Origin of the sequence: Blautia parvula, from assembly GCF_020215665.1 — a bacterium.
GTDB lineage: Bacteria > Bacillota > Clostridia > Lachnospirales > Lachnospiraceae > Blautia > Blautia celeris.
The window spans coordinates 1,210,182-1,235,408 of the sequence record NZ_CP084061.1 but is presented as its reverse complement, the minus strand read 5'-3'; the positions used below and the strand labels follow the sequence as shown (position 1 = coordinate 1,235,408).

The following is a 25,227-nucleotide window of genomic DNA, read 5'->3' as shown; positions in this document are numbered from 1 at the left end:
ATAAGGTATATGTCGGAAAATATGGAAAAAGACTATAAGCAGATAGAACGTCAGACAGCAGCGGATTATGAATACAGTACACTGATGCAGCTATTGGAGGTGAGTGTGAGCAAGCATCTGCTGGATGAACATTTTACGCTCATCTGGGCAAATGATTTTTATTACCAGATGATCGGATGGCCAAAGGAAGAATATGAGAAGGTATTCCACAACAGGCCGGATCTGTATTATGAAACAGACCGGGAAGAGTGGGACCGGATCACAGGAGTAGTCATGGAGACTTTAAGACGCGGAGAAAAGGGATATAAACTGGCAACCAGGATGAGGAGAAAGAGCGGGGAGCATATCTGGGTACAGTTCTCTGTCCGGTTCGCGGATGAATATGTGGACGGATATCAGGTGGGATACACAGTGATAACCAATATTGATGACATGATCCAGATGCAGAAGGAGCAGTCCGTCACATACGATAACCTTCCCGGTTTTGTGGCGAAATACAGGATCGATCAGGAACTCAACATGATCCTTCTGGAATCTAATTCCCGCTTTGCAGAATATTTCGGCAGTGAAGCGGAACGCGGGGAAAACAGTGTATATCAGAGGAATATAAGGGACAATAAGGAAGCTATCTGGGGGCAGAGAGAAAACATTCTGGCCGGAAAGCCTCTGCATTTTACCATGTATGTAAAAAACAGGGAGGGGCAGAAGCTCTGGCTGCAGGTAAATGCTGCCTGTGTGGGCTGGCAGAAGGGCTGTCCTGTCTATCTGGTCATCTTTATAGATGTGACGGACATTACGGAGCTGAGGGAAATGCAGAAAAAACTGACGGAACAGACCGTGGCCCTTCAAAACGCTTTAGAGGAGGCTGAGAAGGCAAATATGGCAAAGTCTGACTTCCTTTCAAGAATGAGCCACGATATCCGTACGCCTATGAATGCCATTCTTGGCATGACAACCATCGCCGGATCCCATATCCATGACCCGGAGCGGATTCGGGACTGCCTTGGGAAGATCACAGTCTCCTCTAAGCTGCTGTTAAGCCTCATCAACGAAGTGCTCGATATGTCCAAAATCGAGAGCGGACGCATTGTGCTTGCGGAGGAGGAAGTCAATCTGGCTGAGCTGGTGCACGGTGTGGTGACTATGGTGCAGCCGCAGATCCACAGCAAAGACCTTATCTTCAAAACATATGTCAATAACCTTACCCATGAGATCGTGGTCAGTGATATGCAGCGCCTGCAGCAGCTCGTTCTGAATCTTCTGTCCAATGCGGTCAAATACACGCCGCCCCGTGGCAGCGTATATATGGAGATCAGAGAAACGCCTTCGGATAAGAAGAATATGGCTTTCTATGAATTTGTGGTGTCAGACACGGGAATTGGGATGAAGCCTGAATTTTTATATCGGATCTTCGAGCCCTTTGAGCGGGCGGATGATGAAAAAATCCAGTCCATCCAGGGGACCGGTCTGGGGCTGTCCATCTGTAAGAGCATCGCGGAACTCATGGGAGGTACCATCCATGTGGAAAGTACATATGGGAAAGGCAGCAGATTTGCAGTATCTGTCTGTCTGCAGATCCAGGAAGAGCAGACGGATGAGCGTGTGCTGGAAGGACTGCCCGTGCTGATCGTGGACGATGATGAGTTTATCTGCAGAAATACCTGCGAGTGTCTGGCAGAGTTCGGGCTGAAGACAGACTGGGCTTTAAAGGGCGGGGAGGCGCTTGAGAAGATAGAACAGGCAGGGAAGTCAGGAGAAGACTACTTTGCCGTAATCATAGATTACAAAATGCCTGACATGGACGGCATAGAGACTACCCGGAAAATCCGCAGGCAGGCCGGCCGGCAGCTTCCAATCATCATGATCTCTGCCTACGACCTGTCAGAACAGATGGATGAGGCAAAAGAGGCGGGGGCCAATGGCTTCATCACAAAACCCCTGTTCTGTTCCAGGCTGATCTACAAGCTCAAGCAGTTTGCGGACGGGAACTGTCAGGAGGCGGATTCCGGGCCGGTGATCCGCGGTTCCTATAAAGGGAAAAATGTGCTTCTTGCGGAGGATAATGAACTGAACCGGGAGATCGTAGCAGAGATCCTCACAGACGCAGGCGCTTTCGTGGATACCGCAGAAAACGGAAGAGCTGCTGTTGAGAAGGTGCGTCAGTCAGAGGAAGGCTTCTATGACCTGATCTTCATGGATATGCAGATGCCGGTCATGGATGGATGTACGGCGGCTGTGAAGATCCGTGGGCTTCCGCGGCAGGATGTGGGGGCAATGCCGATCATCGCCATGACTGCCAATGCCTTTGCCGATGACCGTCAGAAAACCAGGGAAGCCGGAATGAACGGGCATCTGGCAAAGCCCCTGGATATGGAACAACTGCAGTTGGTACTGGAAAAATGGCTTTCCTGAAAAAAGCGCTTTCCATTATGAAAGAACAAAGATATAATGGAACGTAGATACAGAAAACGGCCAAGGGGATATCTATATGAAGAAAAATGTACTGCTGCGGACTAATTTTCTTGTTTGTATTGTTATTGTCATAGGTTTTGTGGTGACATCAGCTATCAGCTACAAATCCAATCAGGGAATTTTCCGAAAGGATATTGAAAGTGTATCGAGACTGACATCTGAAGGTATCTACCATCAGATAGACACCATTTTTACAAAGCCTATCAATATTTCACTGACCATGGCTAATGACAGCCTGCTGAAGGATTTTCTGGAAGGGGAAGAAGAGCATTTGGGAGACCGGGATTTCATTGACACCATGCGGGATTATCTGAACACTTACAGGGATAAGTATGGATATGACTCTGTGTTCCTGGCTTCCGTGAAAACAAAAAATTACTATTATTATAACGGGCTGGACCGGGTCCTCCAGGAAGGAGATCCAGAAAATGTATGGTTCTACAGTTTCCTGGAACAGGACACCGATTATGGGATACAGATCGATAATGACCAGGTAGAGGGAGCCGGTAATGAGGTTACGGTCTTCATCAACTGCCGCATCACAGACGGGGACGGAGACGTAATGGGAGTGGTAGGCGTGGGCTTCCGCGTGGATTCGCTCCAGGCTCTGCTTCAGGGGTATGAGAATGATTTTGGTGTCAATGCCTATCTGGTGGATGAGGAGGGGAATGTTGAGATTTCCGGTACTTATACCAGGTTTCAGGGGGACAGCAATCTGTTCGAGGGATGTGCCTTTGCCAAGCTTAAGGACACCATTCTGGGCAGCCGTGAAGGAACCCAGAATCTGTGGTATTCATCAAAGAAAAGCAGCGGGTATGTTGTCAGCCGTTTTATTGAAAATCTGGGCTGGTACCTGATCATAGACCATGATACAACGAAGCTTAATGAGAGACTGTCGCTGCAGCTTTTAAGGGAAATGACGATCGTGGTAATAACCATCTTACTTGTCCTTATAACGATCACCTCCGTTATACGCAGGTATAATAAGAAAATCATAGAGCTGACTGTGAAAGCGGAGAAGGTGCACCAGGCAGTGTTTAAGGAGGCTACGGAACAGCTTTACGAGAATATCTATGAGTTTGACATTACCCATAACCAGGCAGCCAGTGAAGCTACCTCCGCATATTTTGAAAGTCTGGGGGCACCGCCGGACATACCCTTTGACAAGGCCCTGGGCATCATTGCCCAAAAGCAGATCAAGGAGGAATACCGGGAGGGATATATCCGTACCTTCCATCCGGACAACGTGCTGGAAGCCTTTGAGAACGGAAGAGACAATCTGCAGTATGACTTCATGATCACCACAGACGGAGAGACGTATTACTGGATGCGCATCACTGCCCACATTTTCCGCTGGCAGGAAGATAACTCTGTGCGGATGCTGGTGTACCGCCAGAATATTGATGAGCAGAAGCGGCATGAGCTGTACATGATGGAACAGATGCAGAAGGATTCCCTGACGGGCCTGTACAACAAAGTGGCTACGCAGGAGCATGTGCGCAGGATGCTGGAACAGGGGCCGGATCAATTGTTTGCCTTTTTTATCCTGGATATTGACTATTTCAAAGAGGTCAATGACCGACTGGGGCATGCGGCGGGAGATAAAGTGCTTGTGGAATTTTCCGGGACTCTTGCAGGACAGTTCGGGAAGGATGCTGTCGTGGGCCGCATCGGAGGAGATGAATTTATTGCGTTTTTGTCAATCACCGGTGCAGAGATGGCAAAAGAGCATGCCGGGGAACTGATACGGGCACTCAGAAACAGGACAGAGGGAGGTGTCAGCATCACTGCCAGCATCGGCGTGGTCCTGGCAGTGGGTAAGGAAACGGATTTTGAGACACTTTACAAGAAAGCGGACTTTGCGTTATATAAGGCAAAAAGACAGGGCAGAAACAGATATGTGATAGCAGCGGCAGACGATGAGAACAAGTAAAAGGAACAGACAGGGTATGGAAACAAAAAAGAATATATTGATCGTGGAAGATGATCTGAAACTGAATAACGGCATCCGCCTGGCGCTGAAAGGACAGGAGTACCATTGCCTGCAGTGTGATTCTGTCCAGGCGGGAAGAACTGCAGTTGATAAAGAGAAGATAGATTTGATTCTGCTGGATATTAACCTGCCTGACGGTAACGGGCTGGATTGGCTGGTGGAGATCCGGCAAAAAAGCCAGGTGCCGGTCATCCTGATCTCAGCAAATAATATGGAGATGGATATTGTCACAGGCCTGAAGCTGGGCGCCAATGACTATATCACAAAACCGTTCAGCCTGATGGTGCTCCGCGCAAGGATAGAAGTCCAGTTGAGGGAGACAGAGACGGAAAACCCGGAGACCTATCAGACAGAGCATTATGCCTTTGACTTCCGAAAGATGGATTTCCGTGTGGACGGCACCTCTGTGGAGCTGAGCCGAACGGAACAGAGGCTTTTAAGAAAACTGGTGGAAAATCCCGGTGTGGTACTGTCCAGGGAGACACTGACAGATGAAATATGGTCCGGTGATTCAGAGTATGTGGAGGAACACGCCCTCACGGTGGTGATCAAACGGCTGCGGGGAAAACTGCGGGAAGCAGAGCATGAAAACGCTTATATCAGGACAGTCTATGGTATCGGCTATGTGTGGGAGCGGCAGGAAAAGGGTAAAAGAGCATGAATACAACTATGATCACAGGAATCTGTGTGTGCATCATCCTCTGTCTTCTGGCAGCGCTTGCTCTCGTCCTTGCAGCGTGCAGGGCACGGGAGAAAAAACTGCTGAAACGTCTGCAGGAAATGTTGGAGGATGCGGCAGCAGGAACCTTTTCGGAGGGAAAGCTGGAGGATACGAAAATGTCAGAGCTGGAGAGCGCCATGTGGCGTTTTCTAAATGACAGCCGGTTATCCTCCGTTTCTCTTGCCGCACAGAAAGAGCGGATACAGTCCCTGATCTCTGACATATCCCATCAGACCGTCACACCTATTGCAAATATAAAAATTTATGGGGAGCTGTTAAAAGAACAGCAGGAAAAGTGGAAAGCCGGAGACCTCTCCGTTCATGAAGATTTTGCAGAGGAGATCGACGCAGTCATAGAGCAGGTGGACAAGCTGGATTTTCTGATCGAGTCCCTGGTGAAATTATCGCGCCTGGAAAACGGTATCCTGGAACTGGAACCACGAAAATGCTGTATCCGGAAGGTCTTGTCTGCTGCAGACAGACAGTTTTCCAAAAAGGCACGGCAAAAAGGAGTCACCCTTACGATTGAGGATTCCACGGAAGAGGCAGTGTTTGACCTGAAGTGGACCATAGAGGCTGTGGGAAATATCATAGACAATGCGGTAAAGTATACGCCAAAGGGCGGCAGTGTATCGGTGCGCGTTCTCCAATATCCCATGTTTCTTCGGCTGGATGTGGCGGATACGGGAATCGGGATCGCGGAGCAGGAACAGGCATCCGTCTTTACACGTTTTTACCGTTCCAGAGCAGTGTCCGGACAGCCGGGCGTGGGGATTGGGCTTTATTTTGCCAGAGAAGTGATCAAAAGAGAAAAGGGATATATCAAAGTTTCCTCAGAACCCGGCAAAGGTTCTACATTTTCTGTGTTTCTGCACAGGGGATAATGTGTCAGAACTGATATATTTCTGACACCGGCTGGAAATATTCTTATGGTATAGTCTGTATTGTAATGATACAGGCTATTTTTCGTTGTACGGGAAAACCATCGGAGGGAGAACAATATGGTGATTTTACAGGCAAAAAATTTAAGAAAAGTATACGGCAGCGGGGAGTCGGAGGTGGCAGCACTGGACGGTGTGAACCTGTCAGTTGAAAAAGGAGAATTTCTGGCTATCGTCGGGACCTCCGGCAGCGGAAAATCCACACTTCTGAATCTGCTGGGCGGTCTGGATGTGCCCACAAGCGGAAGCGTGGTCATGGACGGAAAACAACTGGAGTTGCTCAGTGACGATGAGCTGACCATTTTCCGCAGAAGAAAGATAGGATTTGTCTTCCAGCAGTTTAATCTGATCCCCATGCTGAATGTGTGGGAGAATATCATTCTGCCTCTGAAGCTGGATAACAAGAGAGTGGATAAAAGGTATATCCGGGATATCATTGATATTCTGGGGCTGGAGAAAAAGTGTGACAGCCTGCCGGGACAGCTCTCCGGCGGGCAGCAGCAGCGGGTCTCCATTGCAAGGGCCATGGCGATCAAGCCCTCCGTGATCCTGGCAGATGAACCCACCGGAAACCTTGACTCCAGGACCAGCCAGGATGTGCTTGGCATTCTGAAGGTGACAAGCGAACAGTACCGCCAGACCATTGTTATGATCACTCACAATGCAGAGATCGCGCAGATGGCTGACCGTATTGTCCGCATTGAGGACGGAAAAATCGTGATGTGATGGGAGGGATACCAATGGAAATAAGAGAAGAGACGGACAGCAGAATGTGTCTGCGGCACCGGTTTATGAAGAGTTATAAGAAGAACACGCTGGCATTATTCTTCTGTTTTGTACTGAGCATAATACTTATCACATCCCTTTTGATCCTGGTCCATACGAATCATAAGATGGAAAATATACAGGGGAAAATGCTTTTTACAGATGCAGACTGCAGTATATCTGAGATTGACAGCAGCCAGGTGGAAATGCTGGCATCCGACCCGGAGCTGGAGTGGTATGCGCTGAGACAGCTGCAGTATCAGGAATATCAGAAGGATTCCCCGGATAATCATCTGGACAGAGGGGATGACCGGTACATCACACTGACAGCAGTTGTGGAAAAAGGGCGTCTGCCGGAGGCGGAAAATGAGATTGTAGCAGAGCGGTGGGCGCTGTTAAATATGGGAATCGAGCCTGTATGCGGGGAAAAAATAGAGATATATGATGAGAAGGCCGGCCGCACGGAGGTATGTGACCTGGTGGGGATACTGTCCGATGTGCCGAGTAATAAAAAATACGGGGTCAAAATGCTCTACGCGCCCATAAAGTCTGAAGGGGAAGACAATTATTCCGTATTTGTCCGCTTCAGGGATGGGATAACTTATGAGAAAAAGGTGGACGCTGTCTGCCGGGAACTGGGTATCGAGAAAAAGCAGGTAAAGAAATGTCCGGGGAGGGAAGATCTGCCGGGATTATGGCTGACGGATCTGAAGTTTATCAGTGTTCTGCTGGTGATCACCATGATTATTTTTTACGGTATCTTTCAGATTACCATGATGTCCAGGAGAAACCCCTACGGCATACTCAGGGCCATAGGGATGCAGTCCGGACAGCTCAGAAGGCTTATTTTATCAGAATTGTATGAGATATTCCTCTTCAGTATTCCGGTGGGAGGCATTCTGGGAGCCGTCATAGCGCTGCTCATTTCCCAATTGTCAGGAGACAGCAGCCAGGAAATTTATCTGAATAATGAAAAGGTATCTTTTGCTCCGGTGATCCCTTTTCTGCAGATCGGAATCTGTCTGGTCGCCATAGCGCTGCTCATCGGTATTGTGGGGTATTTTACAGGAAAGAAGATCGTGCGGGAACCGGTGCCGGATCTGATCGCCAATTATGGCAACAAGGAGAAAGACAGTGTCTTTTCCATGAGGCATTTTCATTGGCAAAAGGACGGGGACAGACACGGAAGGACCTATACGCTGTATTCTCTTGGAAATAAATATATATTGAAAGAGAAGAAGACCTCCGTATTTGTAGTGCTGACTATATGTGCCGGTGTGACATTGTTTACGGGCCTGGCCTACCAGAAGAATATAGCACAGCACTACCGGGAAGATACCGCGGAAATGTATTATTTAAACGGGCAGTATGAGATGGGAACACTCAGCATAGGAAGTGCATATGATGGGGTTTCCAGGGAGACTGCCGGGGAAATCGCGTCCCTGGATGGAATACGCAGTGTAAAAACACAGTCAGGGATTCCGGTCCGGGTGGTTGATGATAAAGAGGTGAAACGGAACGACACATATTATGATGAGATGAACGAGGCGGTTCTTGAAAATCGGCATTATCCCCTAGCCGGAAATGACGGTACGGACCAGATCTATAAATCAGTCCTGTATGGGTATAATAAAAACGCGCTGGCAGAGCTTAAGAAGTATGTCATAGACGGAGAATTTGACGAGAACGGGCTGAAAGACAATGAGGTCATCCTTTCCGTTCTGCATATGGATGACACAAAAAAGAAAAATAAGTACCCCGGCAATTATAAGGAGGGGACTCCGCTTATGCAGTACCGGGCAGGGGATGAGATCCGGATAAAATATCGTCAGGATTTTGATACGAATCATATGGCCTATGAACAGCTGACAGATACGGATGGCAGTTATAGCTATAAGACGTATAAGGTGGCAGCAATCGTTTCTTTTGCGTACATGTATGACTGTAATATCACGGTGTATCCGCTTTTGATCACCAGTGATGACCAGGTGGAAAAACTCTGTCCGGACAGTCATATACAGCGCATGTACATGGACGGGGAAGAGAATCTGACAGAGGATGACCGGGAACAACTGGAGAGACGGCTGATCCGGCTTGGCAGCCGGTTTCAGGGAATCTCCACCCGGAGTATGATGTCAGATATCCGTAAAAACGAGATGCTTTTCAGAAAACAGATGGTATATGTGGTGGGCATTGCGGTGATCTCTTTTATCCTGGTACTGATCAATGTGACCAACAACCTAAACTACCGGATGAAAATCAGAACCCAGGAAATCTGTATGCTCCGCGCCATAGGCATGAGTGTGAAAATGATCCGCCGTATGATGATATTCGAAAATATCATGCTTGGGTTTTTCGGTGTGGCTCTGGCGTATCTGGCTTCTGTTCCGGTACTGAGATACCTCTATGGACAGTCGAATATGAGGGCTTTCGGGCACGGGTACCGCTTTGATTATACGGCATTTTTTGGTATTTCCTTCATGGCAGTTCTGCTTTGTATTCTGCTGGCCGGCCGTTTATCAAAGGATTGGAAGACGAAAAAAATCATGGAACAGATGAACAAGGTGGAATAGAAGGAGTCAGGAATGGTTATCTGCAGAATGGGAATGATAACATAGAATATTATTCTCTGGAGGTAGATTATGAATAAAATCAGTACAAACAGCCTTATGTCATTTGAACGGTATCTGACAAAAGAAGAAAAAAGCCGGGCCACGGTTGAAAAGTATCTGCGGGATGTCCGTTCCTTTTTCAGATTTTCAAATACAGGCAGCATCAGCAAAGAACAGATGATTGCCTATAAAGAATATCTGACTGACAGGTATGCACCGGCCAGTGTAAATTCCATGCTGATCTCACTTCATAGTTTTCTGCGCTATATTGGACAGCAGGATTGTTGTGTGAAATTATTGAAAATACAGAGACAGATTTTTGCCAAGGAAGAAAAAGAACTGAGCTGTCAGGAATATCAGCGTCTTGTAAAAGCTGCTGGAAATACACGGCTGTCTTTTGTTCTGCGGACCATATGCGGTACCGGAATCCGTGTCAGTGAACTGGAGTATATTACAGTGGAGGCAGTTCGGGAGGGAAAAGCTGTAGTAAGCTGTAAAAATAAAACGCGTGTTATTTTTATCCCTGCCACAGTACAGAAGATACTGTCAAAGTATATTAAAAAATCCTGTCTCAAGACAGGCAGTGTATTTATTGGAAAAAATGGAAAACCTCTAAATCGTAAAAATATCTGGAGAGATATGAAAGGATTGTGTTCAAGGGCAGGTGTAGCCAGATGTAAGGTGTTTCCGCATAATCTCCGCCATCTATTTGCCCGGACTTTTTATCGGGTTGAAAAGGACATCGTGCGGCTGGCTGATCTGCTTGGACACAGCAGTATCAATACCACCCGGATCTACACGATAGAAAACGGCAGGCTCCACAGGGATTGCCTGGAACGCGTACAGATATGTCTCATGACATAATGTCAATTATGTCTCCGATAATAAAACACCTACATAGATTTTTACGGTATTTATTATAACACAGGTAAAATAACAGCTCAACAAAATACAACAAAAACCTGAATCATTCGTCTCAAAAATAAAAAAGAGCACAAAAATAAAGCCGCAGGGATCAAAAAAACACGGCGTTGTTTCTGTGTCCTTTTTTATAAAGTTCGTGGCTATAGGTTACGAAAAAAGTTTCTGATAGGAACCGCTTGATGACATAATTGACATTATGTATCCAGGTATAAAATGCCATAAATTTTTTGAAAACCGGACTGCAGATTGTGTACAGCCCGGGCAGTCAGGAGAATTATATGGCGTCTGGTAATTATAAGAAACAAACATGGGATGAGTGGTATGGATGCGCAAAGGCTTATTATGAAGAAAAGGGGAATCTGCTTGTGCCTGGCAGATATAAGACAATGGATGGCTACAGTCTGGGACGTTGGATTGAAAGGCAGCGTGCCCGCTATAACGGACTTCATGACAATATGATCCATACTGATGAGGTGATTGCTTTAGAGAAGATTGGCATGGTATGGAAACTGGAGAACAGACTTTCATGGGAGCAATGGATATATATGGCAGAGAATTATTACCTGCAATATGGAAATCTGGAAGTGCATACTGCCTTTACTGTGGATGGGTATAGGCTGGGTTACTGGGTGAGAGAGCAGAGAAAAAAGCGCAAGGCCGGAAAGCTCACAAAAAAACAGGTACAGGACCTGGAACACTGCGGCATGGTCTGGAGCTGTTATAAAAGAAATGACTGGTTTTACTGGTATACACTGGCAGCGGAATATTACCGGGTACATGGCAGTCTATTGGTTCCATTAAAGTATACGACAGAAAACGGGGATAAACTTGGCAAATGGATATCTGTTCAGAGAGAACGGCGAGCCGGTGTGAAGGGAAGGAAATCTTTGGATATAGGACAGATTCAGGCATTAGACAGGATCTCTATGGTTTGGAGACTATAGTTTCCGGGCATCTGCTTTGCGGCAGAATGCCCGGTTGCTTTTTCTTTATTCGGAGACTGACTGCAGGGAGGCAAGAATGCTCTCTTTCAGTTCCTCCAGTTTTTCCATGGAATCCCCCTTAAGAGCGGATTTGATGGTAACTGCAGGTTCCAGCAGCTTCATCTGTTTCATTTCTTCCAGCAGTGCTCTCATCTGTTTGGTGCTGGTCGGTGCCCAGGTACCGTTTTCTATCAGTCCGATGGTGCGGTTCTGCAGATTCAGTGCCTTCATATCATGGAGCAGATTCAGTGCTGCCGGATAGATGCCGCCGTTGTAAGTAGGCGACGCGATCACCAGATGGCTGCAGCGGAAGGCCTCCGCGATCAATGTGGAGACATGGGTGTTGGAGATGTCATAAACGGCAAGATTTCTGACACCTGCCTCCGCCAGTCCGGCGGCCAGGATATCGGCTGCATTTTCCGTATCTCCGTACATGGAAGCGTAGAATACGGCAACCGCCTTTTCCTCCGGCTGATAGCTGCTCCAGTGTGCGTATTTATCCAGAAGATATTCCAGGTTTTCTCTCCAGACAGGACCGTGGAGCGGGCAGATCATACGGATATCAAGACCTGACAGCTTCTTCAGCGCGGATGTGACCTGAACCCCGTATTTTCCCACAATATTACTGTAATACCTGCGCGCGTCAGGCAGCCAGTCTTTGTCAAAGTCTACCTCATCGCTGAACAGATGGCCGTTCAGGGCACCGAAGCTTCCGAAAGCGTCTGCGGAGAAAAGAATCTTCTCGCTCTCCTCGTAAGTTACCATGACTTCAGGCCAGTGAACCATGGGTGCAAAATAAAAACGAAGTGTGTGTGCGCCGAGAGAGATGGAATCGTTTTCCTTCACCGTTATGGTCTTTCCCTCCATATCCATATCGTAAAACTGCTTTGCAAATGCCAGAGTTTTTGCATTTCCCACAATTTTCAGGTCAGGGAAACGCAGCAGCAGCTCTTCAATGTTGGCGCAGTGGTCCGGCTCCATATGGTTGATCACCAGATAATCCAGAGGACGTCCGTCCAGAACATAATAAATATTTTCCAGGAACTGATGGGAGATGGAGGCATCCACAGTGTCAATCAAAGCCGTCTTTTCATCTGTGATCAGGTAGGAGTTGTAAGAAACACCCCGCGGTATGGGAAACAGATTTTCAAAAAGTGCCAGCCTGCGGTCATTGCCGCCAACCCAGCTTATTGTGTCGTTCAGTTTTCGCGTGCAGTGCATAAGTGATTGCTCCTTTCGTAGAGAAACAGCCCGCCGCCATAGGTGTGACGGCGGCAGATAAAATATGTATTTTTTTATGTTGGAATTTTCTAACCTATAAAAGGATATAACATTTTTAAGTAAAAATCAATAGAATCAGAGATACAACTTTATTTGAACATTCATATCTCGGACAGAAGTAAAATGTGGTATACTGAGAATAGAAAATAGAGGTTTTACAGACTGAGAGTATGGGAACAGAAAGGAAGGGCAGCAAAATGGAGATAATACAGAGAAACATCCTGATCATTGCAGTTATTATTTTGATCGCAGCCCTTCTATGGGCAGCTTACCAGTATATTAAATTTTACAGAACAGAACATCTGATATGCCCAAAGTGCGGGTATTGCTGGAAGCCTCCTGTGCTAAAGATGATTTTATCCGTCAATGCAGTGGAGGGAAAGATCATCCGGTGTCCGAAATGCGGCTCCAAAGAATATATGGAGCCTGAAAAAGACGTGAAGTAAAAAGAAGGGAGATTCTCTATGGGAATGATTAGCTATGATTCGTATCTGAAACAGATATTCCTGGGAAATATACTGCTCATCGTCTGCTGTGCATTTTATCTGGCGTGGTGGATGCTGGCGTTTCGGCCGGAAAATGCCGTTAAGGGGATGAAATCAGGATGGCTGCTGATACCCGCAGCGGTGCCCGGTATCCTCTCTGTTGTCGTGATATTAAGAGGGATGGGGGTTGAAAACCGCAGCAGGGAACTGTTCTCAGACAGTATTGTGCTGTGGGGCGGAATCGCGGTTTATTTCCTGCTGACGGCAGTTACTTTATTTTTCTTTAAAAGACCGTTGACTACAGAACTGATACTGATCGTAGGCTGGGTTATGCTCACGCTGGCTGAGATCAATGCTCTGTACGCTTACCAGAGCTTCACATGGGGAATTGCGGCTGTTTTTATAGCGGTGACCGGTATCGCGGCAGTCATCAGCCTGATTTGTTATGTGCGCTATTATCACCTGGACAGCAGGGCCGGCTTTTATGACGGGATGGTACCTCTTTTGATGGCAGCACTGGTCATGCTGGGGCTGACAGTTGTCATGGCTGTCCGCAGATAGGAGGATTTCCTGATATATCCATTTGCTTTCTGAAAAGAAGTCTGTTATACTGGTATTTAGTTAGCGACGACTAACTATACGTGGTATTTCCCGCATATATTTTTTACACAAAGAGATAAAAGCAGCGGGAATGATTTGACACCATGCAGACCATAATAAAACCAGAAAACCACAATATAAAGGAGGCAATATATGTCATTGATCAACAAAGAAATCGGAGATTTTACAGTCCAGGCCTATGTGGACGGAGATTTTAAAACAGTATCCAAGGCGGATGTGCTTGGAAAGTGGAGCGTATTTTTCTTCTATCCTGCGGATTTCACTTTTGTGTGCCCCACAGAGCTGGAAGACCTGGCAAATAAATATGAGGAATTTAAAGGAATCGGATGCGAGATCTACAGTGTGTCCTGTGATTCGCATTTTGTGCATAAGGCATGGCATGACGCGTCCAAGACCATCAAGAAAATCAAGTATCCCATGCTGGCAGACCCCACAGGCGCTCTGACAAGAGATTTTGAAGTAATGATCGAAGCGGACGGTATGGCGGAGAGAGGAAGCTTCATTGTGAACCCGGAAGGCAGGATCGTGGCATATGAAGTGATCGTCGGAAATGTGGGAAGAAACGCAGATGAACTGTTCCGCCGTGTCCAGGCGTCCCAGTTTGTAGCCGAACACGGCGACCAGGTTTGCCCGGCGAAATGGCAGCCCGGAGCAGAAACCCTGAAACCGAGCCTTGACCTGGTCGGACTACTCTGATGAATGCTGTAAAAGCAGAGGAGAATCTATATGATCTGGCGGTTGTGGGCGGCGGTCCTGCCGGCCTTACTGCCGCTCTGTATATGGCACGGGCAAAGTACAGGGTTTTAGTTCTGGAAAAAGCGGAGATCGGAGGCCAGATCACCATAACCGCGGAGATTGTAAATTATCCGGGTGTTGTAAAAACAAGCGGAAAAGAGCTGACAGAGAATATGCGCCGCCAGGCTGAGAATTTCGGCGCAGAGTTCGCCGCTGCTGAAGTGCTTGCCATGGAGCTTACGGGTGATATCAAGATTCTCCGCACCACAAAAGGGGAATACAGAGCCCTTGGTGTGATCCTGGCAACCGGCGCGAATCCGCGCAAGCTGGGATTCAAAGGAGAGCGGGAGTTTCAGGGCAGAGGCGTTGCTTACTGCGCTACCTGTGACGGGGAATTTTTCTCCGGCCTTCATGTCTTTGTGATCGGCGGCGGATTTGCCGCTGTGGAGGAAGGGATTTTTCTGACAAAATATGCGAAAAAAGTTACCATAGTTGTGCGGAAAAATGAATTTTCCTGTGCCAAAATGGTTTCTGACCAGTTGGAAAGCTATGAGAATATAGAAGTGCTCTTTGAGACAGAGCTTTTGGAGGTGGGCGGCCAAGATATAGTCACCTACGCCAGATTCAGAAATAACCGGACACAAAAAGAGTGGGTCCATGAAGCGGGGGACGACCCGGGCTTCGGTGTCTTTGTATTTGCCGGGTATGTGCCGAATACAGATTGGATCGGACCGGAAGTAAAAAAGGATGCCCATGGGTATCTGCTCACAGATCATGACCAGAAGACAAATCTGGACGGTGTCTACGCAGCGGGAGACGTGTGCGTTAAGAACCTGCGCCAGGTCGTGACCGCTGTGTCCGATGGGGCAGCCGCCGCTGCCTCCCTGGAAAAAGTGGTATCTGAGCTTCATGCAAAGCTGGGCATCCCGGAATTGGTTTCCGAAAGAAAAGTGCAGCAGCCGGAAAAGGCAGAGCTGTCTGGGAAGGCAGAATCATCTGTAAAGGCAGAGCTGTCTGGGAAGGCAGAATCATCTGTAAAGACAGAGCTGTCTGGGAAAGCAGAAACCGCTGCAAAGACAGAACTGCCTGGGAAAGCAGAAACCGCTGCGAAGACAGAGCTGTTCGGAAAGACAGGATCACCTGCAGCGGCAGAGAATAGCGGCGATGGATTTTTAAGCAGCCAGGTCAGAGAGCAGCTGCAGGGTGTCTTTGCAAAGTTCAGTCAGCCTGTACTTCTAAAAGCCTGGCTGAACGAGGAACCTCTGTCAGGAGAGATCACAGGATTTCTCCGGGAGCTGGAAGGAATGAGCGATAAGCTGACCTGGAAAAAGGCGGAAGCCGGGGAATCGGCAGAAGGCCGAATCCTGCCCTCCATAGAGCTGTGTTATCCGGACGGCAGAAGCAGCGGTATCCAGTTTCACGGTGTGCCGGGGGGCCATGAATTTAATTCCTTTGTCATTGCCCTTTACAATGTTGCCGGACCGGGCCAGGAGATTCAGCAGGAGATCAAAGAGCAGATTGAAAAGCTGGACCGCCCGGTCAATCTAAAGGTGCTGGTCTCCCTCTCCTGTACCATGTGCCCGGATACAGTCATGGCCGCCCAGAAAGCGGCGGCTGTATCCGAATATGTGGAAGCGGAGATGTTCGACCTGGCCCATTTCCCGAAACTCAAAGAAAAGTATAAGGTGATGAGTGTGCCCTGTATGATCCTCAATGATGAGAAGGTTTTCTTTGGAAAAAAAGGAATCGGAGATCTTGCGGCGATTCTCAGTGAGAATGGGAACTGAACCGTATGACGGAGAGCAGAAAATGCCGAGAGGACGTTTTCTGCTCTTGTTTTGGTGCACAAAAGACCATAATATTACAGAAAACCACCTGGTAATGCCTTTTAAATTAAGTTATAATATATTTATTAAGGTACACAGGAGGTTGGTATGCCTAATTTGATCAAACAAGAAAAATTTTCAGCCGGTGTTTTTCTGGACCTGCTGTCCGAGACAACGGATGACTACCTGTATATGTGGGATATTCAGCACGGGACCTTTTACATATCGGAAAATGCATATGAAGATTTTCAGATTGACCGCAGTATAGAGGAAGATGTGGTCTCTGTATGGGGGAGCGTCATGGTGGCTGAGGATCTGAAGCTCTGGCTTGAGGACCTTAAGCTTATACAGGACGGTGCCAAGGAATATCACGATATGGAGTACAGGGTCTACAAGAAAACAGGACAGATTATATGGGTGTCGTGCAGGGGCAAGGTGAAGACCGATGAACAGAACAGGCCCCTTTTTATGATGGGCAGGATTTCCAATATCGGAAAACAGAACAAATTCGACAATGTGACAGGCCTTATGAACAGGAATCAGTTCGAACATGATATCTGTCAGATTTTAAAGTGCGGAAAGCATATGCAGGGCGTTATTGTGGTGCTGGATATTGATAACTTTAAAAATATCAATGAGAAGTACAGCTATGCTTTTGGTGACAGGGCGCTGAACCTGATCGCCACCCGTATTTCCGAACTTCTGCCTCCGGGCTGTCAGATGTACCGCCTGGACGGGGATGAGTTCGCTTTTCTGATGGAGGGCGGGACGAGGGAGGGCATCCGGGAGATTTACGAGAATATCCAGATGTTTGTGGCAAACCATTTCACAGTGGACGGGCAGACGCTGCTCATATCTATCTCTGCGGGAGCCTGTATGATTCCGGGAGACGGAAGAACCTACCAGAAATTGTTCCGGCACGCGGAAAACGCAGTGGAGATTGCGAAAATGAACGGAAAGAACCAGCTTGTGTTCTTCTCCCGGGAAATGTATGACAGGAAGCGTAAGATCATGGAGCTGCAGGAGAGCCTGCACGCCTGTGTCAATCATGGATGCAATGAATTTGAGCTGTATTACCAGCCTCAGGTTGACACAGAAGACCAGAGGGTTGTGGGGGCGGAAGCCCTGCTGCGCTGGCACTCCCCGAAGCATGGGGAGGTTTCACCTATGGAATTCATCCCTCTTCTGGAGGAAAATCATCTGATCATCCAGGTAGGAAAATGGGTCCTGGAGGAGGGCGCAAAGCAGTGCCGGGAGTGGCAGAAATATGACCCGGATTTCACCATGAGCATCAATGTGTCTTATATCCAGCTCAAAGAAAATGCGCTGCTGGAATATCTGAAAAATGAGCATGTTCCCAAAGTATCCGCAAAGAATCTGATCCTGGAGCTGACAGAGAGCTGCTGGGTGCCCAATCTGCATTTTCTGAATCAGGAGTTTAAGGATATGCATGACATGGGGTACGGAATCGCCATAGATGATTTTGGGACCGGATACTCTTCCCTGAGCCATTTGAAAGAGCTTCCGGCAAATGTCATCAAGATAGACCGCAGCTTTATCAGAGGACTGAATAAGGGCAGCTATGAATACATATTTCTGGAATACATTGTAAAACTGGCACATATCATCCACCTGAAAGTCTGTGTGGAGGGTGTGGAGACGAAGGAAGAATATGATACGGTCATGCAGGCTTCACCTGACTATATACAGGGATATCTGTTCGGAAGGCCTGTATGTGCCCGTGAATTTGAAAGCCTCTATTTTGCCGGGCCTCAGGAGGGGAGGAGGCTTTTGTGAACGAAAGCACACTGCGTTTCAGACAGGCTGCGGAGGATCTGGAAGTTCTCACCAATAACGTGCCGGGAGGTATCTTCCGGTGCCTTTATGATGAGAAGCTTACACTTCTGCAGGTAAGTGACGGATTTGTATCCATGTTCGGATATACCAGGGAGGAGATAAAGGAGTGGTTCCATGACCATTTCTGGGAGATGGTTGACGAGAGAGACCGGGTTCCCACTGCCCTTGAGGTAAAGCGCCAGATGGCTCTGGGAAAGACAAAAAATATAGAGTACCGTGTACGGCACAAAAACGGTAATATCATATGGGTACTGGACAAGGGACAGCTCATCGAGGATCCATGCGGCGGATGTCCTTCCTTTTACTGTATCATCATTGATATCACCCAGGAGAGGGAGGCCCAGGAGGAGCTGCGCCTGACTCTGGAGCGCTATGATATTATCATGAACCAGACGAATGACATTATCTTTGAGTGGGATATTGTGAAGGACCAGTTAAAATATTCCAGGGACATGGAAAAGCTTTTTAACTGGAATATTCCCAGGAATGGGGTCATGGCGCTGTTCAGGGAAAAGACACGGAGTATTCTCTGTGAGGAAGATTTGGATAAGCTGAAGAGGATTTATTTAAGTATTCTGAAGGGAGAATCCTATGTGGAGGAGGAACTGCGTATCCTGAACAGGGAACACCGGTACCAATGGTGGAAACTGCGTCTCACGGTGCAGTTTGACCAGAACAGAAGCCCCATCCGCGTAATCGGGATCATCCTGGATATCGACCAGGAGAAACAGCAGTCCCAGTCCCTTCTAAACCGGGCGGAGCGGGATGCGCTGACCGGCCTGTATAACAAAATGACGGTCCAGTCCCAGATCAGGAGATATCTGGATACGATGCCTTCGGATGAGCTGTGTGCTGTGATGATTCTGGATATCGACAATTTTAAGGAGATCAATGACGGTATGGGTCATCTGTTCGGGGATGCCATACTCAGCGATGCAGCCAGAAGAATGAAGCATGTATTCCGTCATACGGATATTCTGGGGCGTATCGGCGGGGATGAATTCATTGTATTCCTGAAAGATATGCATGATCTCACCAATGTGGAAAAAGGTGCCTGGAAGATGATCCGGGAGATGTATGAGATCCAGGCCGGTCATGACGGGAAGGCGGCAGTCTCCTGCAGCATCGGTATCTCTCTGGCGCCCCAGGACGGCAGGGATTTCACCACTCTGTTCCAGAAAGCTGACCGGGCATTATATCAGGCGAAAAATGAGGGAAAGAACAGGTACTTCATATATGATGAGAATACAGCAGGAGAGTATCCAAGAAATGCAAGACCGCGCTCCGTCGTCAGCGAAACCATCGATTCCAACACCGGCGGTACCACGCAGAACACTCGTCTGGCTGAATATGTATTCCACATTCTCTACGACTCCGGCGAAATCAAAAATGCCGTGTCCTCCATATTGGAAATTGTGGGACAGCAGTATGATGTGAGCCGTGTCTATATATTTGAAAATACGGAAAATGACAGATGCTGTGCCAACACCTATGAGTGGTGCAATGAGGGAGTCGAACCACAGAAGGATAAACTGAGCTGCGTGTCCTATGAGGATAAACTGAGCGGGAATTATCTGGATAATTTCAATGAGGAGGGGATATTCTATTGTCCCGATATCCGTACACTGCCAAAATACTATTATGATATCCTGGCGTCACAGGGGATAAAATCTCTGCTTCAGTGTGCCATCCGTGACAATGGTGTAATAAAAGGATATGTGGGATTTGACGAATGCCGGCAGAATCGTTACTGGACCAGGGAGCAGATAGACGCCCTAGTGTTCATCTCTGAGATCCTGAGTATTTTTTTGATGAAGGACCGGGTAAAAGATGCGCTGAAGCAGGAATCGGAGGGACTTTTAAACCTCCTGAACAACCAGAGTGCCTGGATCTATGTCATAGACCCGGGGACACACAGACTGCTGTTCATCAACAAAAGGACAAAGGAATTTTGTGAGAATGCAGATATCGGCCTGCCGTGCTATGAGGTTTTCATGCGCCGGGACAGACCCTGTCCATCCTGTCCCATGCGGGAACTCAGTAAAACCTGTGTCAATAAGAAGCTGGAGATTTACAACCCCCGGTTTCAGATCTGGACTGCTGCGGAGGCCTGCCTGGTTGCCTGGAAGGGGGAGGAGGCCGTAATGGTGAGCTGCCATGACATCACTGCTTACAAAAATGCGGAACAGGATTAAGATTGCACAATACGCACTCTTGTGCTAAAATGAAATACATGTGAACAGAGTTACACCGTATAGGAAGCAAAGGAGTGCAGAATAAAATGAAGAGAAGAATGCAGGCACGGTTCCCGGCAGCAGCTTTGGCCGGAGTTTTTCTGCTTGGCGGATGCGGCGAAAAGAACATGCTTACAAATTATGAGGATCTGCCCGAAAATATGACGTCCATAACCTTTTTCGGGAACAAATATGAGCCTGAAAACGTTACGGTGATTGAAGAGATCATATCCGGGTTCATGGATGAGAATCCGGATATCCGTGTGTCATATGAGAGTCTGAAGGGAAGTGAATATTTTGAGGCTCTGAAAAAGAGAATGGATGCCGGCAAAGGGGATGATGTGTTTATGGTGAACCATGATGCCGTGCTGGAGCTGAAGAAGGAAGGGAAACTGGCGGATCTGTCCGCTCTGGATGCTGTGTCCGGCTATACGGATATCATGCGGAGCCAGATGGAAGATGAAGAGGGTATTTTCTGGCTGCCCACCACGGTTTCTGCCTTTGGGCTGTACTGTAATCTGACTCTTTTAAAGGACCATGAGCAGGAAGTCCCTGAAAATCTTGAGGAGTGGGAACAGGTCTGTGATGCATTTGTCAAAGAGGGTATCACACCTGTGATCGCCAACAATGACATCTCTTTAAAGACACTGGCCATCGGAGAAGTATTTTATTCTGCATACCGGGACGGCAGCCAGGCGGAGGTGTTTGGTGAACTCAATCAGGGAAAGGCAATGCTCAGCGAATATCTTTCATCCGGTTTTTCCCTGGCAGAGACGTTTCTCAAAAAAGGGTATATTGACGGGGCAAGTGCTCTGGAGACAAACAAGACCTCAGACGATCTGACGGAGTTTGTCAGAGGAGAAGCCCCGTTTATGCTGACCGGAGCCTGGGCTGCCACAAGGGTGAAGAACAGAAAGCCGGAATTTGACTTTGAAGTGCATCCCTATCCGGTGCTTGAGGATGGTTCCCTTCTGGTCATCAATGCGGATACCAGGCTGAGTGTGAACGCGGACAGTGAGCATATGGAGGCCGCATTAAAATTCGTGGATTATTTTACAAGGCCGGACAATATCCAGAAATTCGCGGACCAGCAATCCTCCTTCAGTCCTCTGAAAGAGGGAAGCCCCTCATCTGTCCAGGAAATCCAGCCCCTGATCCCCTGTTACCAGTCAGGAAGGACGGTATTGGGAACAGACGGTATGCTGGAACTTCCCATATGGGAGTGGACGAAAGAGGTTTCAGTCAAACTGCTTTCAGGGGAGACGCTTTCTGAGACCATGGAGTGGCTGGATGAACAGAACAGAGAGGAAAGGGGATTGCAGTGAAGCAGAAGAATGAAACTTCCGGCATCAGAAAAAAGACAGCACTGGCTGCATTCGTTGTGGGCGCGGCCCTTTTGCTCCTTACCTTTCTCTTTGTGCAGGGGGTCAAAAAGCAGCTCTGGGAACAGTCCATCAACACGATCATGGAGAGTACACAGCAGGGATGCGGCACACTGAAAGTTCAGCTGGAGAAAAATTATGAGTCCATGGACACCATAGCCGGTTACCTGAAAGAATACAAAAGGGAGCAGACAAAAGAACTGGCTGAAGTTATAGGGAATTACAGTGAGATAGAAGACGGGGTACAACTGTATCTGTCTGACGGCACCTGCCTCCCTGAAGGGTCGGGGAAGGATGAGAGCGTGGAGACAGAGCTTAAGGACACGGATATGGCTTCCGGAATTCTGGACCCTCATATCAGCAGTGTTACCGGTGTCAATGTCTTTGAACTGTTTGTCCGGGTAAGCCTTCAGGATGGCACCACGGGATATCTTGTAAAGCAGTATGAGGTGGAGAGTATCATAGACAGCTTCAGTCTGTCCTTCTACAACAACGCCGGTTTTTCTTATATTGTCAATACACAGGGGGATGTGCTCATACGATCTCCTCACCCGAACAGCAACAAGACCGTGCAGAATCTGTTTGACATGCTCCCCGTGTCCAAAAATGAGGAGGACAGTATTGCCAAGTTCAGGCAGTCTCTGGGGGAACGCCGCACCGGATGGGCGGTATTTTACTATCAGGGGGAGGACACGGTTTTCAGCTATACACCTCTGAAACTGAATACAGACTGGTATCTGATCTCCATTATACCAAAGCATGTGGTGGACGCCCAGACCAATGTTATCCTGATGCGCTCCATGGTGCTGATCATAAACATACTGGCCGGGATTTTCCTTTTGGTGGCATTTTATCTGCGGCATCTGAACAAGGCAAACAAAAGGCTGAGAAGCCAGGCCAATTACATCGGACATCTGTACAATGCCATTCCCGAGGGTGTTGCGCTTATGACCGTGGAGAAGCCCTATCACCTGATGTCCCTTAACCGGGAAGGGCTGCGGCTTTTGGCTTACCCTGACAATGCGCCCAATAATGCACCGAAAGGTATCAGCCTTCGGGAGATCATCCATCCGGATGAGTATGAGCAGGTCATCATGCCCGCAGAAGAATCCGAGGGCAGAGACAACAAGCATATCTTTGAAAACAGAGTGCTGAAAAAGGACGGCAGCTACTTCTGGGCCGGTGGAATCGTGGAGAGAACCCTGGATGAAAATGAAAATCCCATTCTGATCGCAACGTTTCACGATGTAACGGATGAAAAGCTGAGGGCAGAGGCGGAGGAGAGGGAAAAACTTCAGGAACGCCTGACTCTTGTGGGTGCAATCTCCAATGCCTATCCTGTGATCATCCGGATCAATCTTACCCGGGACACGCTTGGTTTTGTGTATATAGACCCGGCGCTGAAGCTAAATATCGGAAAACAGAAAACATACAGTGAGCTTTTTGAAGATATGCTGTCCACCATACATGAGGAGAGTCTGAACGATTATATCAAGCGGTTTGCCCTTAAGAACTTAAGAGGGATACTGGAGGAGAAAAAGGAGATATTCTTAGAAGCCAGGCAGAGGCTTACGGATGAGGTCTACCACTGGACATCCACACAGATCATCCATGTGGATAATCCCTATTCGGAGGATAAGCTGGCAATCCTCATCTCCCGCCGGATCGACGAGCAGCGTCATGAGGAGGAACAGCAGCGCCAGGCACTGCAGAGCGCCCTTGACAATGCCATGGCTGCCAGCAGGGCAAAAAGTCAGTTTCTGTCCAATATGAGCCATGATATCCGGACACCTATGAACGCCATTGTTGGTATGGCCGCTATCGCTGCAGCCCATCTAAATGACAGGGACCGGGTTGCGGAGTGTCTGAAAAAAATAGGATTGTCCAGCAAGCATCTGCTCAGTCTGATCAATGACGTGTTGGATATGTCAAAGATAGAGAGCGGAAAGCTTTCTCTGAGATATGAGCCTTTTGACTTTGCTGAGCTTTTATCAGAACTGACAGAGCTTTTAAAACCCCAGGCGGATGCCGGCCGGCTGACCATGGAAGTAAGCCTTACGAAGCTGAAAAATGAGAAGGTCATCGGGGATCCCCTGCGGGTCCAGCAGGTATGTATCAATATTCTCTCCAATGCCATAAAATATACGCCTGCAGGGGGAAGTATCCATGTAACCGTGACACAGAAGGCCGGGGCCCGCAAGGGGTATCTGAATTATGTGTTCTGCTGTTCCGATACAGGAATCGGCATGAAGGAGGAGTTCATAGAACGACTTTTCCAGCCTTTTGAGCGTGCCCAGGATTCCACAAGCAGCAAGGTTACGGGAACCGGGCTTGGAATGGCGATCACAAAGAACGTGGTGGATCTCATGAATGGCAGCATCCGGGTTGAGAGTACACCGGGGAAAGGCTCCGTATTTACGGTGACACTTCCCTTAAAACTCCAGGAGGACGGGGAGGAGGAAGTACCCCGGGAATGGATCGGCGTGCGCTGCCTTATGGTGGATGACGACAGGATGATCTGTGAAAACGCGGCGGAACTTCTGGATGACATGGGACTTCGTGCTGAATTTGTCACGGACGGGCACACTGCGGTGCACTATGTGCTGCAGGCGGAGAAGTCGGCAGATCCCTATGGCCTGGTGATCGTGGACTGGAAGATGCCGGATATGGACGGCGTTGAGGTTACCCGCCGTATCCGGAAAGTCATAGGGGCAGACACACCGGTGATCGTGCTCACCGCCTATGACTGGTCTGAGATAGAGCGCGAGGCCAGAGAGGCCGGTGTCACGGCATTCCTGGCAAAACCCTTTTACCATGCAAAGCTGTGTGGCCTTCTCGGAGAACTGAGCGGGGAAAAACCGCAGCAGGAGATCAGGCGTCCCGTGCTTTCCGTGGATTACGCAGATAAGAGGATTCTGCTTGTGGAGGATAATGAGATCAACAGGGAGATTGCCCGCGAACTGATCGGGGAATCAGGAGCTGTCATAGAGGAGGCGTGTGACGGTGAGGAAGCGGTGCAGATGGTGGCTGATTCCAAGGAAGGGTATTATGACATGATACTGATGGATATCCAGATGCCGCGGATGGACGGCTATGAGGCCACAAAGGCCATACGCAGGATGAACCGTGCGGATGCCATAAAGATACCCATCATAGCCATGACAGCCAATGCCTTTGCTGAAGACGCACAGGCTGCTGCCCAGGCAGGTATGAATGCCCATTTTGCAAAGCCCATAGATATTGAGGCACTGGATAAGCTGCTGTATCAGTATCTGGGGGAGGAAGACTGAAAACCGGATGTACAGTCTGCAGGGGAGCATGCCTGTTTACGCACTGTATGAAAAAAGGAGAGCCTGCTGTCCGTGGTACGGAAAGAAGGACTCTCCTTTTTTGGG

General features: G+C 48.3%; 17 protein-coding genes. 16 read left to right on the top strand and 1 reads right to left on the bottom strand.

Annotated features, from left to right (window positions below; genetic code table 11):
* Positions 1–9 precede the first annotated feature (9 nt).
* From LC508_RS05840 to LC508_RS05805, 8 genes are all read left to right on the top strand, one after another.
* Positions 10–2,412 carry a PAS domain-containing hybrid sensor histidine kinase/response regulator gene (locus tag LC508_RS05840; protein ID WP_186971055.1) on the top strand — a complete coding sequence of 801 codons (2,403 nt, stop codon included), beginning with the start codon at positions 10–12 and terminating at the stop codon, positions 2,410–2,412.
* Positions 2,413–2,488: 76 nt separating this feature from the next.
* Positions 2,489–4,405: a sensor domain-containing diguanylate cyclase gene (locus tag LC508_RS05835; protein ID WP_103732390.1), complete on the top strand. Its 1,917-nt coding sequence runs from the start codon at positions 2,489–2,491 to the stop codon at positions 4,403–4,405.
* 16 nt (positions 4,406–4,421) lie between these two features.
* Entirely contained in the window at positions 4,422–5,126 is a 705-nt protein-coding gene (locus tag LC508_RS05830) for a response regulator transcription factor (protein ID WP_054351239.1), read from the top strand.
* A complete protein-coding gene (locus LC508_RS05825) occupies positions 5,123–6,070 on the top strand; it encodes a sensor histidine kinase (protein ID WP_103732389.1) in 948 nt (315 codons plus the stop codon). Before LC508_RS05830 ends, LC508_RS05825 begins: the two co-directional genes overlap by 4 nt.
* A 117-nt stretch (positions 6,071–6,187) precedes the next feature.
* Positions 6,188–6,853, top strand: coding sequence for an ABC transporter ATP-binding protein (locus tag LC508_RS05820; protein WP_033140367.1), 666 nt, complete (start codon positions 6,188–6,190; stop codon positions 6,851–6,853).
* 14 nt (positions 6,854–6,867) lie between these two features.
* Positions 6,868–9,465, top strand: coding sequence for an ABC transporter permease (locus LC508_RS05815; protein ID WP_158587327.1), 2,598 nt, complete (start codon positions 6,868–6,870; stop codon positions 9,463–9,465).
* A gap of 69 nt (positions 9,466–9,534) precedes the next feature.
* The gene (locus tag LC508_RS05810) at positions 9,535–10,368 is read left to right on the top strand and encodes a tyrosine-type recombinase/integrase (protein ID WP_033140365.1); all 834 of its coding nucleotides are present in this window, start codon (positions 9,535–9,537) and stop codon (positions 10,366–10,368) included.
* Between the two features lie 338 nt (positions 10,369–10,706).
* Positions 10,707–11,372, top strand: a complete 666-nt coding sequence (locus LC508_RS05805) for a helicase associated domain-containing protein (protein WP_033140364.1) — start codon at positions 10,707–10,709, stop codon at positions 11,370–11,372.
* 45 nt (positions 11,373–11,417) lie between these two features.
* Here LC508_RS05805 and LC508_RS05800 read toward each other — a convergent pair whose 3' ends face one another.
* Positions 11,418–12,632 (bottom strand): FprA family A-type flavoprotein, encoded by a 1,215-nt coding sequence (locus tag LC508_RS05800; RefSeq protein WP_033140363.1) that lies wholly within the window; start codon positions 12,630–12,632, stop codon positions 11,418–11,420.
* A 257-nt stretch (positions 12,633–12,889) separates the two neighbouring features.
* On the opposite strand from LC508_RS05800, the gene LC508_RS05795 reads away from it, so the two are divergent.
* The 8 genes from LC508_RS05795 (at position 12,890) to LC508_RS05760 (ending at position 25,122) form a co-directional block, all read left to right on the top strand.
* The gene (locus LC508_RS05795; RefSeq protein ID WP_146051678.1) at positions 12,890–13,138 is read left to right on the top strand and encodes a hypothetical protein; all 249 of its coding nucleotides are present in this window, start codon (positions 12,890–12,892) and stop codon (positions 13,136–13,138) included.
* An 18-nt stretch (positions 13,139–13,156) separates the two neighbouring features.
* A complete protein-coding gene (locus LC508_RS05790; RefSeq protein WP_054351201.1) occupies positions 13,157–13,738 on the top strand; it encodes a hypothetical protein in 582 nt (193 codons plus the stop codon).
* A gap of 192 nt (positions 13,739–13,930) precedes the next feature.
* Positions 13,931–14,494, top strand: coding sequence for an alkyl hydroperoxide reductase subunit C (gene ahpC / locus LC508_RS05785; protein ID WP_103731645.1), 564 nt, complete (start codon positions 13,931–13,933; stop codon positions 14,492–14,494).
* Positions 14,494–16,320, top strand: coding sequence for an FAD-dependent oxidoreductase (locus LC508_RS05780; protein WP_103731646.1), 1,827 nt, complete (start codon positions 14,494–14,496; stop codon positions 16,318–16,320). Before ahpC ends, LC508_RS05780 begins: the two co-directional genes overlap by 1 nt.
* A 147-nt stretch (positions 16,321–16,467) precedes the next feature.
* Entirely contained in the window at positions 16,468–18,156 is a 1,689-nt protein-coding gene (locus tag LC508_RS05775) for a bifunctional diguanylate cyclase/phosphodiesterase (RefSeq protein ID WP_103731647.1), read from the top strand.
* Positions 18,153–20,411, top strand: a complete 2,259-nt coding sequence (locus tag LC508_RS05770) for a diguanylate cyclase domain-containing protein (protein WP_103731648.1) — start codon at positions 18,153–18,155, stop codon at positions 20,409–20,411. The genes LC508_RS05775 and LC508_RS05770 overlap by 4 nt, the downstream gene beginning before the upstream one ends.
* A gap of 86 nt (positions 20,412–20,497) precedes the next feature.
* A complete protein-coding gene (locus LC508_RS05765) occupies positions 20,498–21,775 on the top strand; it encodes an ABC transporter substrate-binding protein (RefSeq protein ID WP_103731649.1) in 1,278 nt (425 codons plus the stop codon).
* Positions 21,772–25,122 (top strand): response regulator, encoded by a 3,351-nt coding sequence (locus tag LC508_RS05760; RefSeq protein ID WP_103731650.1) that lies wholly within the window; start codon positions 21,772–21,774, stop codon positions 25,120–25,122. Before LC508_RS05765 ends, LC508_RS05760 begins: the two co-directional genes overlap by 4 nt.
* Positions 25,123–25,227: the final 105 nt, after the last annotated feature.